We start from the raw sequence: 16,241 nt of genomic DNA on the forward strand, positions 1-16,241 counted from the left end.
ATTGTATTTTAAATAGAACGAATAATATCTGCAAAAACTCCGCTTGCCGTTACATCAGCTCCGGCCCCGGCTCCTTTTACTACCAATGGCTGCTCGGAATACCTGAGGGTTTTAAAAATGACAATATTGTCTTTGCCATAAAGATGAAACAAATCACTATCAGGAGCGATATGCTGTAAACCTACTTTTGCTTTACCATCTTCAAACTCTGCAACGTATTTTAATATTTTGCCTTCATTTTTAGCATTATTCAATAAATTTTTAAAATGATCTTCATATGCTGTAAGCTTTTCATAAAAATCACCTACGCTTCCCTGCATACATTCTTCAGGAAGAAAACCTACATTTTCAATTTCTTCGAATTGAAGCGGATATCCGGATTCTCTTGCCAGGATTAAAATCTTTCTTGCTACATCAGTTCCCGATAAATCAAGTCTTGGATCGGGTTCCGTATAACCTTCCTGCTGGGCCTGGGCTACGACTTCAGAAAATGTTCTGCTGCCGTCATAATGATTAAAGACAAAATTCAATGTTCCACTCAAAACAGCCTGAATGGATTGAATTTGATCTCCGCTTTTGATGAGATCGTTGATGGTTCCTATCACCGGAAGCCCTGCTCCTACATTCGTTTCAAAATAAAAATTACAGTTGTGGTTTCTCGCTGTATTTTTTAAAGTTTTATATTTTTTTAAATCTGAAGAGGCTGCAATTTTATTACATGCCACGATATTCACGCTTCTTTTTAATAAACTTTCATAAATTTCAGGTACATCAGCACTTGCAGTTACATCTACAAAAACAGAGTTTCTCAGGTTTCGGTGGATAATCTCTTCAGCAAATTCCCGCGCTGACGCTTTTTCTCCCTGTTGATTCCAGATAAGATAGTCTTCCTGTGATATTCCTTTATCTGAAAATATCATATGACGGCTGTTGGAAATTCCTGCAATTCTCAGATTGATTAAAAAGTTTTCTCTTAAATAAGCATTCTGATCATAGATCTGCTGAATGAGTTTTGAACCTACATTTCCTGTTCCGCAGATATAGAGGTGGATTTGTTTAATTTCAGACTCGAAAAATTCTTCGTGAAGTACATTCACTGCTTTTTTACTGTCTTTTTCTGAAATAACAATACTGATATTTCTTTCTGAAGATCCCTGCGCAATTGCTCTTATATTAATCCCGTTATTTCCCAGGCATCCGAACATTTTGGCGCTCACACCACTTCTACTTTTCATACTTTCTCCAACCAAAGCCACAATGGAAAGTTCTGTTTCAATGTTTACTGCGCACACTCTTTTCAGATTGATATCATCTGCAAAAGATAAATTGATAGCATGTTCAGCACGTAAAGCTTCTTTTTCTTCAATGGCAATCGTTATAGAATGTTCCGAAGATCCCTGTGTAATAAGGATGATATTTATTTTTTCATGACTTAAACACTGGAATAATTTTGCTGAAATACCCGGAATCCCTACCATACCGCTGCCTTCCAGTGTAAGCAGAGCAATATTATTCATATTTGAAACTCCTACTGCAATCTGTTTTTCATTATCTGAAGATTTCAGTTGGTGGGAAATTAAAGTTCCCTGTGCTTCGGGATCAAAAGTATTCTTGATGATAAGATTTATATTTTTTACCATGACAGGCTGAATGGAAGGCGGATAAAGCACTTTCGCCCCAAAATGAGAAAGTTCCATCGCTTCATGATAAGAAATTTCTGAAATAGGTTTCGCATTGGAAGCCAAACGTGGATCAGCAGTCATCATTCCGTTTACATCTGTCCAGATCTGGAGCTCTTCTGCATGAATAGAAGATGCAATGATAGAAGCTGTGTAATCAGAACCACCTCTTCCTAATGTTGTTGCATTATTTTTTTCATCATGGGCTACAAAACCGGGCCCTACAAGGATACGGTTCTGATTTTCATTCAGAAAATGGATAATATTCTTTTCTGTGGAATTGAAATCTACTTTTGCGTTGGTGAAATTGCTGTCTGTTCTGATAAGGTCTGCCGAATTCATCCATGTACAGTCTAGTCCTCCATGCTGAAGTCTTGCTGCAATGATTTTTGAAGACAGAAACTCTCCGTAGGAGGCAATTTTATCTTTGATTCTGTTGGTAAGTTCACCAAGTACAGCGATTCCGTTGTAAAGGTCTTCGATATCGTTAAAATGTTTTTTAACAAAACTTAGCAATGAACTTTGTTCTGTGATAGGAAAAAGATCTTTGACCAGGCTGATATGTTTTTCTTCAAGATTCTGAATAATCTGAATATAATTTTCATCTTTAACGGAAGCATATTCTGCAGCTTTGATCAGTTGGTCGGTAACGCCATGAAGTGCTGATACAATAACCACTATTTTGCTTTTTAAAGATTCATCTTTTATGATTTTTTCTACCAGGAGAATATTCTGAGAATGGGCGACTGATGTTCCGCCGAATTTTAAAACTTTCATCAATTATTTATTTGAAGTTGGATATAACGAAGTGGCTACTCTTTAAAAAAAAGAGTACGGGTACCGGAAATAATATGTGAAAATTTACCCCGTTATGGGGTAGTTGTTGTAGTTGTGAATGTAGAAACAGAAGATATGCCTGAAATAGGTAATTTCAGGGCAGAAATATCAGATATGTTTCTTAATAAATTCATTGTAACAGAACAAATGTACAACTTATTTTGAAACAGCCAAGCTTTTAACATAATAAAATTTATTTCCTTTTTTAGAGATATATTTGTTGTAATTGATTAAAAATGTTACATTTATAACATTAACTAATAGCAAAATAATCATGAAAAATCTAAAGAAATTGAACCGCCAAAATCTGAAATCGATCAGTGGAGGGAATGTAAACAACTGTTTTGAAAATTGTCCTGCCGGGCCATACGGACCGGGTCAACCAAGATCATGTGCTGATTATCATGCTTTGCCAGAATGCTGTAAAGGAAGAGTATTGGTAAGCATTGACTGCTTTGATCGTCCTTGATTTTTAGTAACGCAAAGACAAAGAATATTCTTTATTTCTAATATTAAAATTAAGCGCTATGAAAACAATTAAAAAATTATCACGTGAAGAAAAGAAAAGCATCACCGGAGGATTTACCGATATCCAGATTGAAGCCTGTGGTGGTGAACAATTTGTATGTTTCCGCGGAGGTGGAAAATGGGGATGCTGGCTGAAACCGGGAGGAACCTGTTACGCACCAATGTTGTAAGTATTGTTGCTTACACGATCGGATAAAAAAAATCAAAACTTAATTTAAAAATTAAAACTACCATGAGAAACTCTAAAAAATTAAACAGAGAAAATCTAAGAGCTATTATTGGAGGTGGAGGAGATACCTGTGCTGTCGACCTTGATTGCGGGCCAAAAGGATGTGCGGTATGTACAGATTTTAAAGGCCGTAAAGTTTGTCTTTTCCTTTTCCCTTATGATCCATCAATACCAGGTAGTTGTATGGTTCTGGAAGACTAAAAAAATATTATTTAAAAACCATCAATTTGTTGTAAAACATAAAATCAAAATTTAATTAAAACTACTATGAAAAATTTAAAGAAATTAAACAGAAAAGAACTTGAACAATTAAACGGAGCAGCAGGTCCGTCAAGATGTGCAGGATGTCCACAACACGCTACATTTGGAGATGGTCCTGAATATCAGTATCCATGTTCTGCTTATCAGGGACTGCCTGACTACTGTAAGATGTGTGTGTTAGTAAGTATGGAGTGTGTGGACGGAGGAGTTTCTTAAAAGATAATCGGACTTTTATGAAAAATTTAAAAAAATTGAACAGAAGAGATTTGGAACAGATGAAGGGAGCAGGTGTATCCAAATGTGATGGCTGTCCTACGCATCTCGTTTTTGGACCAGGCTCTTCCAGTGATCCTTCGTGCGAGGCATATTGGACATTGTCCGAAAATTGCAGGATGTGCGTTGTTGTAAGCACAGATTGTTTTGTTGCAATTACTGCAGACTAAAATAAAAAGCACTGTGAAAACAGTGCTTTATTTTTTTAACAATTATCCGGAATGTACATTCCTCTTGGTACACAGATTAATTCTCCATTACAACCTTGGCCGCAGGTTTCATGTATTTCACAGTTTAAGCTGCAACTACTGCCGCCACCGTTTACATTTTTAAGACTTCTTCTGTCTAATTTTTTTAGATTTTTCATATTTATTATTAGTTTAAATGCTAAATATAATAAATATTGAATAACAAAAAAATTATTTTATACTTTTAGAAAGATCTAGCATTGCCTCAATAGGTTTCAGTGCTCTTAATCTTAATTCTTCGTCGATAAGAATTTCAGGAAGTTCATACTTCATACATAAATACAACTTTTCCATTGTATTACGTTTCATATAGAAACATTCCGAGCAGTTACAGCTTTCATCAAAAACCAATGCAGGAATCAATTCCTTGTGAGGAGCACGTTTTCTCATCTCATGAAGAATTCCTTCTTCTGTCGCAATGATGAATTTCTGACAGTCATCTTTTTCTACATAATTCAACAGGGCAGAAGTAGAGCCGATAAAGTGAGCCAGTTTCAGAACAGCTTCTTCACTTTCGGGGTGTGCAATCAGCTTAGCATCAGGATTATCAGCGAGCTGCTGAGCAATTCTTTCCATTGAAAATGCTTCGTGTACTACACAGCTTCCATCCCAAAGGATCATGTCACGGCCTGTTTTCTTAGATAAATATCTTCCAAGGTTTTTGTCCGGTGCAAAAATGATAGGTCTGTCTTTCGGAAGTGCTTCTATTACAGTTTCAGCATTTGAGCTGGTTACGATAATATCACTTTCTGCTTTAGTCTCTGCGTTACAGTTAATGTAAGTTGCAATTAAAGCATTCGGGTGCTGTTCACGCATTTTTCTAAGTCCTTCTCCGGAACAACCATCTGCCAGAGAGCATCCGGCCATAGTGTCAGGGAGAACTACTTTTTTAGTTGGATTCAGAATTTTAGCTGCTTCTGCCATGAAATGTACTCCACAGAATACAATCATGTCAGCATTTGTATCTTTTGCCTGTCTTGCCAGTTGTAAAGAATCTCCAAGGAAATCAGCGATATCCTGAATTTCTCCGGGCTGGTAATAATGGGCAAGAATAACAGCATTTTTTTCCTCTTTAAGTTTAAGAATTGCTTTTACAAGCTCTTCACCCTGAGGAATAGCAATATCTTTAATATCCAGAAATCCTCTGACAGGAATTGCAGATTTAGCTTTTTCTAATGTTTCGGTACTCATATCAACCTCAATTTTTTCTTTATAGAAGTTAGAGATTAGACATTAGAAGTTAGTATAAAATGAGGATAATTTTCCTGAAATTAAAAAACTAACTTCTAATTTCTAGCTTCTAGTTTCTTTCTATAAAACTTTTTATTAAACTTTCTATTTCTATTTTAGCTGCATCAAGATCTTCATTAATAACGATCTTGTCAAACTCGCTGGCGTAGGACATTTCTTCTTCTGCCTTTGCTACACGGGTTTTTATGGTTTCTGCATCATCTGTATTTCTTGAAATCAATCTTCGTTCCAATTCTTCAATGGAAGGTGGTTCTATAAAAATAGACAGGGCTTTTTCACCGAAATATTTTTTTAACGAAATACCTCCTTTTACATCTACATCAAAAATAACTACTTTTCCCTGATTCCAGATTTTTTCTACTTCAGATTTTAAAGTACCGTAATATTTGTCAGTATATACCTCTTCATATTCTACAAAAGCACCTTCAGAAATTTTCTGTCTGAATTCATCAGGTGTCAGAAAATGATAATCTACTGCATGAACTTCACTTCCTCTTGGCTGTCTTGTGGTACATGAGATTGAAAAATTCAGTTCCGGAAATATTTCCAGTGAATGCTTTACCAATGTAGTTTTTCCGCTCCCTGATGGTGCTGAAAATATAATTACTTTATCCATTTTTTACAATTTCGGGTTACGAGGTCCGAGTTTCGGGTTCTTTTCTTAGAAATGACAACCACGCATCTCGTAACTCGTACCTATCATTACAATACGTTTAGCGTTTGTTCTTTAATTTTTTCCAGGTCATCTTTCATCATCACTACCAGTTTCTGGATTTCTGCGTGATTAGCTTTAGAACCTAATGTATTGATCTCTCTTCCGATTTCCTGAGAAATAAAGCCCAGTTTTTTTCCGTTGAAAGATTCATTGTCCATTACCTCTTTATAATATTTCAGGTGCTGGGCAAGTCTTACCTTTTCTTCAGAGATATCAAGTTTTTCAGTAAAATAGGCCATTTCCTGGTAAAAACGTGTTTCATCTACGTTTTCAAATTCTTTCAAAGATTTCTGATAACGCTCTTTCACGCTTACAATTCTTTCTTCCTCAAAAGGAATCACTTCTCCAAGATATTTGTCGATATTCTGAATATTCCTGTTTAGTTCTTCATGTAGAATGCTGCCTTCAGTTCTTCTGAATTCTTCAAATCTGTCCACGGCATTATTGACAATTTTTGCCAATGCTTCCCATTCACCTTCCGTAAGCTCGTCAGGCCTTGACGTAATGGCATCAGGAAGTCTTACCGCCATTTTAAGGTATTCGAAATTGGGTCCGTCAGAAGCTATGTTTCTAAGTTCGTTGATATAAGAGTCAATTAAGTTTTTATTAATTTTTACATCATTGGACTCCTCAAGATTCTCAATATTAACGTAACAGTCTACTTTTCCACGGATAATTCTATCGTTAAGAATTTTTCTGATTTCAAATTCTTTTTCTTTATAACGTAAAGGAATTTTAATATTCAAATCAAAGCTCTTGCTGTTCAGAGATTTAATATCTATAGTAATTTTTTTTCCTTCAAAAACATCTTCGGCTCTACCGAATCCGGTCATTGATAAAATCATAGTTTTTTATTGTTCTACAAAGATAAACATTTAAGTCTATAGTTTGGTTAATGTTGAATAGGTGGAAGATGGAGGCTGGAAGTTAAAATTAGATATAATTTATATTTATAATAATCTTCCCACTTTCTGCCTCCATCTTCCAGTCAATTAAATAAACTCATTTTCGTAAATTAGCGCTGTGAAAAAGAAAAATTTGATTTCTGTTGTAGGACCCACCGGAATTGGTAAAACGAGATTGGCAATTGATTTGGCTCAGCATTTCAATACGGAGATTATTTCCTGTGATTCCCGTCAGTTTTTTAAAGAAATGAAAATAGGTACAGCAGCACCTTCAGAAGAAGAACTGGCTGGAGCACCTCATCATTTTATCGGAAATCTTTCAGTGGAAGACTATTATTCTATCGGACAGTACGAAGAAGATGCCCTTCAAAAACTCAATGAACTTTTTACTACGCATGACACCGTAATTCTTGTTGGCGGAAGCATGATGTATGAAAAAGCTGTGATAGAAGGTCTGCATGATTTGCCAGAAGCGAATGCTGAAAATCAGGAGAAACTTCAGACTATTATGGAGCAGGCAGGAATAGAAAAACTTCAGGAAATTTTACAAGAACTCGATCCTGAATATTTCAGTGTGGTGGATATTCACAATCACCGCAGGCTGTTGAGAGCCATTGATATTATCTGGCAAACGGATAAAAAATATTCTGAACATATTTCGGTTTCTCAGAATGGCAGAGATTTTAATGTCATCAGAATCGGAATAGAAGCCCCAAGAGAAGAACTGTATGACAGAATCAACCGCAGAGTGGATATGATGATGGAAAATAGCTTGCTGGATGAGGTGAAAGGTCTTGAAAAGTTCAAAGATCTGACCGCTTTGAATACTGTGGGCTATGCAGAATTATTCAAATATTTTGACGGAGAATGGGATCTTGATTTTGCGGTTTCAGAAATTAAAAAGAATAGCCGCAGATATGCGAAACGCCAGCTGACATGGTACAGAAAGGCGGATGATATTCATTATTTACAGTTAGGATATTCTGAAAAGGATTTTGAAGAGTTGCTTCAATGGATTGCGGAGGAGTTTGAAAAATAAGATGCTTTTACATTATTAAATGACTTTAGGAGTTTTTAAAATATAGATTTCTACGGAATGACATAGTGCGAGGAGAAACTAAGCGCTTAGTTTGTCATTCTGACGAAGGAAGAATCTCATCGATTGTTTTTAAAGATTCTTCATTCCACTTTGTTCCATTCAGAATGACAGTACAGATGGTAATTAATTAGGGTGTTTTTATACTAAAAAAAAATGCGGCTCTGAAAAGAGCCGCATCTTAAAACAAATATAATTTAATTTACTACTTCCAACCGCCGCCTAAAGCTCTGTATAAATCTACAATGCTACTTAATCTCTGTCTTTTAATGGAAGCCAGATTCAACTCTGCCTGTAGGGAATTTCCCTGTGCTGTAATCACTTCCAGGTAATTGGCTGAACCTCCTTTGTAAAGAAGCTGTGCACTCTTAATTCCATCTTTTAACGTGGTAGATTGCTCTGTGGCTTTCTGTTCCTGAACTTTTAAATTTTCATTAGATACCAAAGCATCAGAAATTTCTCCAACAGCATTCAATACCGATTGACGGAAGGCCAGAACATTTCTTTCCCTTTGAATTTTTGCTACTGCAAGGTCTGTTTTTAATTGTCTTTTCTGGAAAATAGGCTGGGTAATTCCTCCTAAAACGGATCCGAATAATGAAGCCGGAATCTGAAACCAGTTATCAATTTTAAATGAATTTACTCCTCCATTGGCTGTAATCTTCAATGCCGGATACATATTCGCCTGAGCAATTCCTACCATGGCATTGGATTCTAATAAAACCAATTCCTGCTGGCGCACATCCGGTCTTCGGCTTACCATAGCTGCCGGAAGCCCTGCGGAAATATTCTGAGGTAATGAAGTATCAGACATTTCAATGGTTCTGTTTACTTTGTTAGGCAGTTCGCCTGTCAGAATACTCAATGCATTTTCCTGAATAGCAATATTCTGTTCCAGCTGAGCAATCAGAAGTTCTGTTGCCTGTTTCTGTGCGGCTGCCTGCTGTACTCCTAAAGAGGTGTTATCACCACTTTCCCACATTTTCTGTGTAATCATCAGGGTATTGCTGCTTAGTTCCAGATTAGATTTTGCAATAGCTAATTGTCTGTCAAGCATTAACAAGTTATAATACCCTTGTGCAATTGCTGCTACTACTTGAGTCTGAACTGCTTTTGAACCTTCATAGGTCTGAAGATATTGCATTCTTGAAACTTCCTGCTGGTTTTTAATTTTCCCCCAGATATCCGCTTCCCATGAAAGGTTAAAGGCTGCATTATAATCTTCAACATGGCTTGATCCTAAAAATAAATTTAAGCTTTGCCCGTTCATACTGTTTTTGGAAGGTCTTGAAATCTGTCCGCTTACTCCGAAGCCAACGTCCGGATATTGCATATATTTTGCCTGTTTCAGTTTTTCCTGTGAAGCAGCAACCTGCTTTAAGGCGATCTGAAGGTCATAATTATTTTTAATTCCTTTTTCAATCAATCCCTGTAAAATAGGATCACTGAAAAACTGTTTCCACTCCAGATTGGCTATACTGGCTGTGTCGGCAGTTGCGGTGTACTGGAATTTTTCCGGAAGAGGAAGCTCAGGTTCCGTGTATGCCAATTTAGACACACACGAAACAGAGCCGATTGCCAGCACAAATGTTAGAATAATATTTTTTACTCGTTTCATAGTTTTTAAACTTTTAGTTGAATACAAAACTTAGAGAGGTTTTTGTTGAGGCAAAAATTGTCTTTAGTAGGAGAAAATAGTTAGCTTTTGTAAACCATTAAGAACAGGCAGGTAAATAGGTAAACCTATGATCTTAAAATTTTCTCTAAGTTTTTGTTATTCATTTTTTTATTAGTGACTAGCAGCTAAAAGTTCTTCCTCCATTTGTTTTTTCAGAAGTCTTTTCTTTTTTCTGCTTGGCATTTTTTCATGCAGATACTGGAATACTACGTACATTACCGGAATGATAAAGATTCCCAATATTACTCCTGTAAGCATTCCTCCTACGGTACTATAACCGATAGAATGGTTTCCTTTTGAGGAAGCACCCTGCGTCCATACCAGTGGAAGCATTCCCACGATGAAGGCAAAAGAGGTCATTAAGATTGGTCTTAAACGTAATCTAGATGCCTGAAGTGCAGATTCAATTAATGTTTTACCTGCTTTTCTTCTCTGTACGGCAAACTCTACAATCAGGATGGCATTTTTGGCCAGTAGCCCGACCAGCATGATCAATCCTACCTGAACATAAATATTGTTATCAATTCTTGCTAATCCTGTGAATGCAAATACTCCGAAAATCCCTGTTGGAATGGTAAGAATAATAGCAAACGGAAGAATGTAGCTTTCATATTGTGCTGCCAGTAAGAAGTATACAAACAGGATACTTAGGAAGAAGATAAATGAAGTTTGTCCACTTGTCTTGATTTCTTCACGGGTAATCCCTGTCCATTCATATCCATATCCTCTTGGGAGTGATTGCTGAGCAACTTCTTCTACTGCTTTGATGGCATCTCCGGTACTATAACCGGGTTTTGGAGTTCCGTTAATCGTTACTGCGTTGAAAAGGTTATTTCTTGTTACCGTTTCAGGACCGAAAGATCTTTTTAACGTCACCAAAGTTTTTGCAGGAACCATTTCTCCTGATTTATTTTTCACATAAATTCCTTCCAGTGAATTGGCATCTGTACGGTAAGGAATGTCTGCCTGAGCCATTACTCTGTAATACTTTCCGAATCTGTTGAAATCCGATACAAAGCTGCTTCCGAAATAAATCTGCATAGTCTGCATCAATTCTGTTACAGAAACACCCAGCTGGTTGGCTTTATCCGTATCTACATCAATGGTATACTGAGGATTTCCTGCCGCATAAGTTGTAAAGGCGAAAGCAATTTCAGGTCTTTTCATCAGCTCTCCAATGAACTGTTGAGTAGTTGTTCCCAACTGTTCGAAAGAACCATTTGTTTTATCCTGAAGCATAAATTCAAATCCGGAAACGTTACCGAAACCTTGTACAGTAGGGAAGTTGAAGAAGAATGCATTGGCATCTTTCACCTGGCTTACCTTGCCTGTTAATGTTGCAGCAATCTGATCAGGATCTTTCATTTCACCACGTTTGTCATAATCTTTAAGTTTAATGAAACCTGCGGAATAAGGGGAAGCATTAGCATTACTGATGAAGTTCATCCCATCTGCTACCCAAAGGTGGTTGGTTGCTTTTTCACCATTGATAATTTTATCAATTTGTGCTGTTGCTCTGTGCGTTCTTTCCAGTGAACTTCCCGGAGGAGTATTCACTGCATACAATACGAATCCCTGGTCTTCAGTAGGAATAAATCCTGATGGTGCTTTTTTGATAAGGAAAACACTTGCTGCTGTAATGACCACAAGACCTCCTATCGCAACCCATTTGTTTTTAATTAAAAATTTAAGACTGTAGATATATTTTCTGGTCATGCTGTTGAAGCTGGCATTGAAAGCATTGAAGAATCTTGCTCCAAAACCTTTTTTATGACCGTGTTCACCATGTTCTCCCTGAGGATCATTTAAGAACATCGCACATAATGCCGGGCTCAATGTTAATGCATTTACTGCTGATATTAAAATCGCAATGGCTAATGTGAAAGCAAACTGTCTGTAGAAAACCCCTGCAGGTCCCTGCATGAAACCAACCGGAATAAATACGGCACACATTACCAATGTAATGGAAATGATGGCTCCTGAAATTTCACTCATCGAGTTCATTGTAGCCTGTTCTACCGGCATACCTGTCTGTTCCATTTTAGAATGGACGGCCTCTACCACTACAATGGCATCATCCACTACAATACCAATGGCGAGTACCAATGCAAATAAAGTAAGCATGTTGATACTGAAGCCAAATAACTGCAGGAAGAAGAATGTTCCGATAATCGCTACTGGTACTGCAATAGCCGGAATTAATGTAGATCTGAAATCCTGAAGGAAGATAAATACTACAATAAATACCAATACAAAGGCAATAACAAGTGTTTCCACAACCTGATGAATCGAAGCATCAAGGAAGTCCTTGGAATTATACATGATAATGGGTTTCACTCCTTTTGGAAGCGTGGTTTCCATTACTTTCACCTGCTTTTCAATTTCTGTCAGGATTTCGTTGGCATTAGAACCTGCTGTCTGTAAGATCGCAAATCCGGCAACGGGTTTTCCGTCTACTCTGTTGGTGGCAGTATAGGTATAAGATCCGAACTCTACTCGTGCAACATCTTTTAATCTTAAGAAAGAACCGTCACTGTTTGCTTTAATAGCAATGTTTTCATAGTCTTCATTCTTATTCAGTTTTCCTTTATACTTAAGGATATATTCGTAAGTTTCCTTACTTCCCTGTCCAAGACGGCCTGGGGCAGCTTCAAGGTTGTGATCTTTAATGGCTGCCAAAACTTCCTGTGGAGAAAGATTATTTGATGCCAGACGATCCGGTTTCAACCAGATTCTCATTGAATAATCCCTTGTTCCAAATACCTGAGCCTGTGCAACTCCGGGAATACGCTGTATCTGTGGAATTACGTTGATCTTCAAATAGTTTTGAAGGAATAGTTCATCATATTGCTTTTCATTTTCACTGGTTAATCCCATGAACATGATCATACTATTCTGTACTTTCTGTGTTGAAATCCCAGCCTGTACTACCTCCTGAGGTAGCTGGCTCATAGCTTTCGATACACGGTTCTGTACGTTTACCGCCGCATTATCAGCATCAGCACCCTGTTTGAAGAATACACTTAGTGTCATTGTACCGTCGTTACTGGAATTTGAGGTCATGTAAGTCATGTTCTCAACTCCGTTTACAGCTTCCTCAATAGGGGTGGCAACCGAACGTGCTACAACTTCAGCATTAGCTCCAGGATAGAATGCCGTTACCTGTACACTCGGTGGAGCGATGTCCGGGAAGAGGGCAATCGGTAAATTAAAGAGAGACAAAGCTCCCAATAATAAGAGTATTATGGAGATGACCGTTGAAAGGACCGGTCTTTCTATAAATTGTTTTAACATAAGAAGTTTATTTTTTTAAGTCTTCTGTTTTGTAAAGGACTATAATGGTTTCGCTTTTAATAAGCTGTCAGACGAAATGTTTTTTGGTCTGATGGATGCGCCGTCTTTTAAGCTTCCAATTCCTGTGTATACGATTTTTTCGCCACGGGAAAGTCCTTCAGAAATAAAGTAATAACTATCTGTTTTTCCAGATATTTTAATAGGTCTTCCCATTACTTTTTTATCTTTATCCATCACATATACATAGGTTTTATCCTGAATTTCAAATGTAGATTCCTGTGGAATAACTACAGCGTTCGAGATCAGCTGAGGCATACGTACTCTTCCTGTATTCCCGGTTCTTAAAGTTCCGTTGGTATTAGGGAAAACGGCACGCACACTGATAGCTCCGGTAGTTTTATCAAATTGCCCGTCTACAATACTCAATCTTCCTTTTTCAGGGTAAGTACTGTTATCGGCAATGACAAGATCTACCATCGGCATATTTTTAAGTTTCTCTTCTAAGCTTGCTCCCGGGTATTTGTTTTGGAAAGCAATGAAATCAAGTTCACTTAAAGAAAAATAGGCATAGATTTCACTGATATCAGATAATAATGTTAATGGATTTGGGTCTGTTCTGGAGATCAGACTTCCTTTTTTGTAAGGAATTCTTCCAATATAACCGCTTACAGGAGCTGTAATGGTTGTAAATCCTACATTGATTCTTGCGCTTCCAACAGAGGCTCTGGCTTGTGAAGCAGCAGCAACGGCAGCTTCATAATTGGCTTTTGCTGTTTTAAGCTGTACATCAGAAACTACTTTTGCAGCAACCAATGGCTGAAGTCTGTCTACTTCCACTCTTGCTTTTTGAATATTGGCATTGGCAGCCTGAAGATTAGCCTGAGCCATATTCATCTGCTCGCCGTAGCTTCTTGAATCTATTTTAAATAACGGTTGTCCTGCTCTTACATAAGCTCCTTCTTCTACATAGATTCTATCCAGATATCCGTCTACCTGAGATCTGATTTCTACGTTGTTTTTCCCTTCCAAAGCAGTTGGGAATTCCTGATATGTAGTAGCGGGTGATGTAATAACGGTATAAACCGGAAGTTCTGGAGCTGGAGGCGCGGCATTGGTTCCTTCTGCGGCTTTTGTGCAGCTCTGTAAAAGAATTATACTTGCAATAAGTACAATAAACCTTGTTTTTCCAGGTAATTTCATTGTTGGTTTAATTTTTTTAATGAAGTGTTAGAGGTAAGTAATGTGTTTTGATAAATGCTGTATTTTTTCCTAACAGTGTTAATAATTAGTTCAAAAAAAAATACAGAATTTTTAATGTCCAATGAAGTCGGTTGTTTCCATAATTGAAAATTGTTTTAATGTATTTAAGTGTATAATGTTGGTGTAAGGTGTGTTAATTTTACTAACAGTGTTAATTAATAAGCAAAAAATGACTAATTTTAACAACTGAATATTATGAATTGCTTCATAAATGGTTTTCATTTTTAATCAGGAATCACAAATTATCTAAATTAATTCGGTGTTAAATTTCCTAACGGTGTTAATTTTTAATTCAAAAAAAATTTACAAAGACTTAATAAAAGCCGAAACAGTTTCGTCTAATGTCGTCTTATTCATTGTAGAAGGGATATCAGCAGTACGCATCATCATAATAGAGATCATTCCGTGTACGGCAGAAAACAGAGCATGAGACATATGACAGGCATTGTCCGGATTGGATCCGTTTTTCTTAATAATCTCATAGGTACATTCATAGATCAGTTCCTGGAATGATGAAAATTCTTTTTTCATCTGCCCTTTTCCACAGCATTGCATTCCAAGACCAAACATAAGCTGGTAATATTCCTTATTTTTAAAAGCAAAGTTCCAGTATGCATCCACAATTGCAACGAGTTGCTCTTCCGGAGTATCCTGTTTCTGCTGAGCTTTTAATAATTCTATGTGTAACTTGTGGAAGCCATCTAATGAAATTTCAAATAAAATAGCTTCTTTATTTTCAAAATAATCATACACCACCGGGGCACTATACTCAATAGCGTCTGCTATCTTTCGCATAGAAAGTGATGCCCAGCCTTCAGTTTTAGCCAACGTGAAAGCAGCCTGCAAAATATTTGCGCGGATAGATTCTTTTTCTCGTTGACGGCGTTCATGTAGACCCATGATATTTATTTACTAACAGCGTTAGCAAAACTACAAACTTTTTAATATAACTTCCAAAGGATATTATGAGTTTTATAGATTGGGCAACTATTTAAAGAAAAATAGATCAAAGGCTGGAAGCTGGAAGAATGGGGGCTGGAAGTTGTTTCGCGTTAAAAAAATACCATTAATAGAATTTGACTATAACTATTTTTGAGGTCTAAAAATCTTCCCTCCTCCAGCTTCCAGCTTCCTTCCTCTACTAAAAATAAAAGGTGTGTTTCAGAACCCGGCTCAATTAATAAAAGAAATATCTATCTTTGCGGTAAAGAAAAAAGGATATGAATACTCCCTCAAATATGCTGGCATTAGGAACAAAAGCACCGTTTTTTGAACTTCCTAACCCGTCAAAAACGAATGAACTTCAGTCTTTGGACGAACTGAAAGGAGAAAAAGGAACTTTGGTGATCTTCATGTGCAACCACTGTCCGTTTGTTCTTCATGTGATCGACAAGATCAATGAATTATACGAAGATTATAACGAACGTGGAATTGAATTCATTGCCATCAATGCTAATGATATTGAAAAATATCCGGCAGATTCTCCTGAAAAAATGATTGAATTCCAAATTGAAAGAAATTTTGATTTCCCTTATTTATTCGATGAAAGCCAGGCTGTAGCTAAAGCTTACGAGGCTGCTTGTACACCGGATTTTTATTTCTTTGATGATAAACTTGACCTTGTATACAGAGGTCAGATGGATGATTCAAGACCTGGAAATAATAAAGATGTTACAGGTGAGGATCTGATTATTGCTTTTGAAAATCTTTTGGCTGGAGAAGCGCAGGAAGAAATTCAAAGACCAAGTATGGGATGTAATATTAAATGGAAATAATTACTGGTTGCTGGTTTATTTAGTTACTGGTTTTTACTTAATAATACAAAGCTGCTCTTTTAGAGTGGCTTTTTTGTTTCTCATAAGCTTGTTATTTGATTGTCTTTTTCTCACAGATGACACAGATGTTTAATTCATAGTATATTTCTTCACCCACTTTGTCACTCCGCAGGAGTCTCAGCATAGCTTATCTTTCTTGTATTGCTAACCTC

General features: G+C 36.9%; 15 protein-coding genes. 6 read left to right on the forward strand and 9 right to left on the reverse strand.

What is annotated here, in order from left to right; genetic code table 11:
* Nucleotides 1-8: 8 nt before the first annotated feature.
* Entirely contained in the window at nucleotides 9-2,456 is a 2,448-nt protein-coding gene (thrA, locus tag SFA27_RS03925) for a bifunctional aspartate kinase/homoserine dehydrogenase I (protein WP_407296472.1), read from the reverse strand.
* Nucleotides 2,457-2,790: 334 nt separating this feature from the next.
* Between thrA and SFA27_RS03930 the strand changes: the two genes are divergently transcribed.
* The 4 genes from SFA27_RS03930 (at nucleotide 2,791) to SFA27_RS03945 (ending at nucleotide 3,750) form a co-directional block, all read left to right on the forward strand.
* A complete protein-coding gene (locus SFA27_RS03930; RefSeq protein ID WP_047379013.1) occupies nucleotides 2,791-2,985 on the forward strand; it encodes a bacteriocin-like protein in 195 nt (64 codons plus the stop codon).
* A gap of 58 nt (nucleotides 2,986-3,043) precedes the next feature.
* A complete protein-coding gene (locus SFA27_RS03935; RefSeq protein ID WP_156118488.1) occupies nucleotides 3,044-3,214 on the forward strand; it encodes a bacteriocin-like protein in 171 nt (56 codons plus the stop codon).
* Between the two features lie 62 nt (nucleotides 3,215-3,276).
* Entirely contained in the window at nucleotides 3,277-3,474 is a 198-nt protein-coding gene (locus SFA27_RS03940; RefSeq protein ID WP_407296476.1) for a hypothetical protein, read from the forward strand.
* A 66-nt stretch (nucleotides 3,475-3,540) separates the two neighbouring features.
* Nucleotides 3,541-3,750 carry a bacteriocin-like protein gene (locus SFA27_RS03945; RefSeq protein WP_047379010.1) on the forward strand — a complete coding sequence of 70 codons (210 nt, stop codon included), beginning with the start codon at nucleotides 3,541-3,543 and terminating at the stop codon, nucleotides 3,748-3,750.
* A 262-nt stretch (nucleotides 3,751-4,012) separates the two neighbouring features.
* On the opposite strand, the gene SFA27_RS03950 is transcribed toward SFA27_RS03945, so the two are convergent.
* The 4 genes from SFA27_RS03950 to SFA27_RS03965 form a co-directional block, all read right to left on the reverse strand.
* Complete coding sequence (locus SFA27_RS03950; RefSeq protein WP_156118487.1) at nucleotides 4,013-4,174, reverse strand: bacteriocin-like protein; 162 nt, start codon at nucleotides 4,172-4,174, stop codon at nucleotides 4,013-4,015.
* Between the two features lie 52 nt (nucleotides 4,175-4,226).
* On the reverse strand, nucleotides 4,227-5,246 hold the full coding sequence (gene nadA, locus SFA27_RS03955) for a quinolinate synthase NadA (RefSeq protein ID WP_047379009.1): 1,020 nt from the start codon (nucleotides 5,244-5,246) through the stop codon (nucleotides 4,227-4,229).
* Between the two features lie 109 nt (nucleotides 5,247-5,355).
* Complete coding sequence (gene gmk, locus SFA27_RS03960; RefSeq protein WP_407296479.1) at nucleotides 5,356-5,922, reverse strand: guanylate kinase; 567 nt, start codon at nucleotides 5,920-5,922, stop codon at nucleotides 5,356-5,358.
* A gap of 86 nt (nucleotides 5,923-6,008) precedes the next feature.
* Nucleotides 6,009-6,866, reverse strand: a complete 858-nt coding sequence (locus SFA27_RS03965) for a YicC family protein (protein ID WP_047379005.1) — start codon at nucleotides 6,864-6,866, stop codon at nucleotides 6,009-6,011.
* Between the two features lie 178 nt (nucleotides 6,867-7,044).
* Between SFA27_RS03965 and miaA the strand changes: the two genes are divergently transcribed.
* Nucleotides 7,045-7,965 (forward strand): tRNA (adenosine(37)-N6)-dimethylallyltransferase MiaA, encoded by a 921-nt coding sequence (gene miaA, locus SFA27_RS03970; RefSeq protein WP_407296482.1) that lies wholly within the window; start codon nucleotides 7,045-7,047, stop codon nucleotides 7,963-7,965.
* Between the two features lie 262 nt (nucleotides 7,966-8,227).
* On the opposite strand, the gene SFA27_RS03975 is transcribed toward miaA, so the two are convergent.
* From SFA27_RS03975 to SFA27_RS03990, 4 genes are all read right to left on the reverse strand, one after another.
* Nucleotides 8,228-9,640 carry an efflux transporter outer membrane subunit gene (locus tag SFA27_RS03975; protein ID WP_407296485.1) on the reverse strand — a complete coding sequence of 471 codons (1,413 nt, stop codon included), beginning with the start codon at nucleotides 9,638-9,640 and terminating at the stop codon, nucleotides 8,228-8,230.
* Between the two features lie 171 nt (nucleotides 9,641-9,811).
* A complete protein-coding gene (locus SFA27_RS03980) occupies nucleotides 9,812-12,994 on the reverse strand; it encodes an efflux RND transporter permease subunit (protein WP_407296488.1) in 3,183 nt (1,060 codons plus the stop codon).
* A 39-nt stretch (nucleotides 12,995-13,033) separates the two neighbouring features.
* The gene (locus SFA27_RS03985) at nucleotides 13,034-14,194 is read right to left on the reverse strand and encodes an efflux RND transporter periplasmic adaptor subunit (protein ID WP_047379000.1); all 1,161 of its coding nucleotides are present in this window, start codon (nucleotides 14,192-14,194) and stop codon (nucleotides 13,034-13,036) included.
* Nucleotides 14,195-14,557: 363 nt separating this feature from the next.
* The gene (locus SFA27_RS03990; RefSeq protein ID WP_047378999.1) at nucleotides 14,558-15,154 is read right to left on the reverse strand and encodes a TetR/AcrR family transcriptional regulator; all 597 of its coding nucleotides are present in this window, start codon (nucleotides 15,152-15,154) and stop codon (nucleotides 14,558-14,560) included.
* 320 nt (nucleotides 15,155-15,474) lie between these two features.
* On the opposite strand from SFA27_RS03990, the gene SFA27_RS03995 reads away from it, so the two are divergent.
* A complete protein-coding gene (locus SFA27_RS03995; RefSeq protein WP_047378998.1) occupies nucleotides 15,475-16,029 on the forward strand; it encodes a thioredoxin family protein in 555 nt (184 codons plus the stop codon).
* Nucleotides 16,030-16,241 lie beyond the last annotated feature (212 nt).

The sequence above is a fragment of the Chryseobacterium sp. HR92 genome, from assembly GCF_045689405.1.
GTDB lineage: Bacteria > Bacteroidota > Bacteroidia > Flavobacteriales > Weeksellaceae > Chryseobacterium > Chryseobacterium viscerum_A.

What these genes read in the sequence shown, in the direction of transcription:
- SFA27_RS03950 (WP_156118487.1), bottom strand. Translation starts at nt 4,174, where the DNA reads ATGAAAAATCTAAAAAAATTAGACAGAAGAAGTCTTAAAAATGTAAAC.
- gmk (WP_407296479.1), bottom strand. Translation starts at nt 5,922, where the DNA reads ATGGATAAAGTAATTATATTTTCAGCACCATCAGGGAGCGGAAAAACT.
- SFA27_RS03945 (WP_047379010.1), top strand. Translation starts at nt 3,541, where the DNA reads ATGAAAAATTTAAAGAAATTAAACAGAAAAGAACTTGAACAATTAAAC.
- SFA27_RS03995 (WP_047378998.1), top strand. Translation starts at nt 15,475, where the DNA reads ATGAATACTCCCTCAAATATGCTGGCATTAGGAACAAAAGCACCGTTT.
- SFA27_RS03940 (WP_407296476.1), top strand. Translation starts at nt 3,277, where the DNA reads ATGAGAAACTCTAAAAAATTAAACAGAGAAAATCTAAGAGCTATTATT.
- SFA27_RS03985 (WP_047379000.1), bottom strand. Translation starts at nt 14,194, where the DNA reads ATGAAATTACCTGGAAAAACAAGGTTTATTGTACTTATTGCAAGTATA.
- SFA27_RS03980 (WP_407296488.1), bottom strand. Translation starts at nt 12,994, where the DNA reads ATGTTAAAACAATTTATAGAAAGACCGGTCCTTTCAACGGTCATCTCC.
- thrA (WP_407296472.1), bottom strand. Translation starts at nt 2,456, where the DNA reads ATGAAAGTTTTAAAATTCGGCGGAACATCAGTCGCCCATTCTCAGAAT.
- SFA27_RS03935 (WP_156118488.1), top strand. Translation starts at nt 3,044, where the DNA reads ATGAAAACAATTAAAAAATTATCACGTGAAGAAAAGAAAAGCATCACC.
- nadA (WP_047379009.1), bottom strand. Translation starts at nt 5,246, where the DNA reads ATGAGTACCGAAACATTAGAAAAAGCTAAATCTGCAATTCCTGTCAGA.
- SFA27_RS03975 (WP_407296485.1), bottom strand. Translation starts at nt 9,640, where the DNA reads ATGAAACGAGTAAAAAATATTATTCTAACATTTGTGCTGGCAATCGGC.
- SFA27_RS03990 (WP_047378999.1), bottom strand. Translation starts at nt 15,154, where the DNA reads ATGGGTCTACATGAACGCCGTCAACGAGAAAAAGAATCTATCCGCGCA.
- SFA27_RS03965 (WP_047379005.1), bottom strand. Translation starts at nt 6,866, where the DNA reads ATGATTTTATCAATGACCGGATTCGGTAGAGCCGAAGATGTTTTTGAA.
- SFA27_RS03930 (WP_047379013.1), top strand. Translation starts at nt 2,791, where the DNA reads ATGAAAAATCTAAAGAAATTGAACCGCCAAAATCTGAAATCGATCAGT.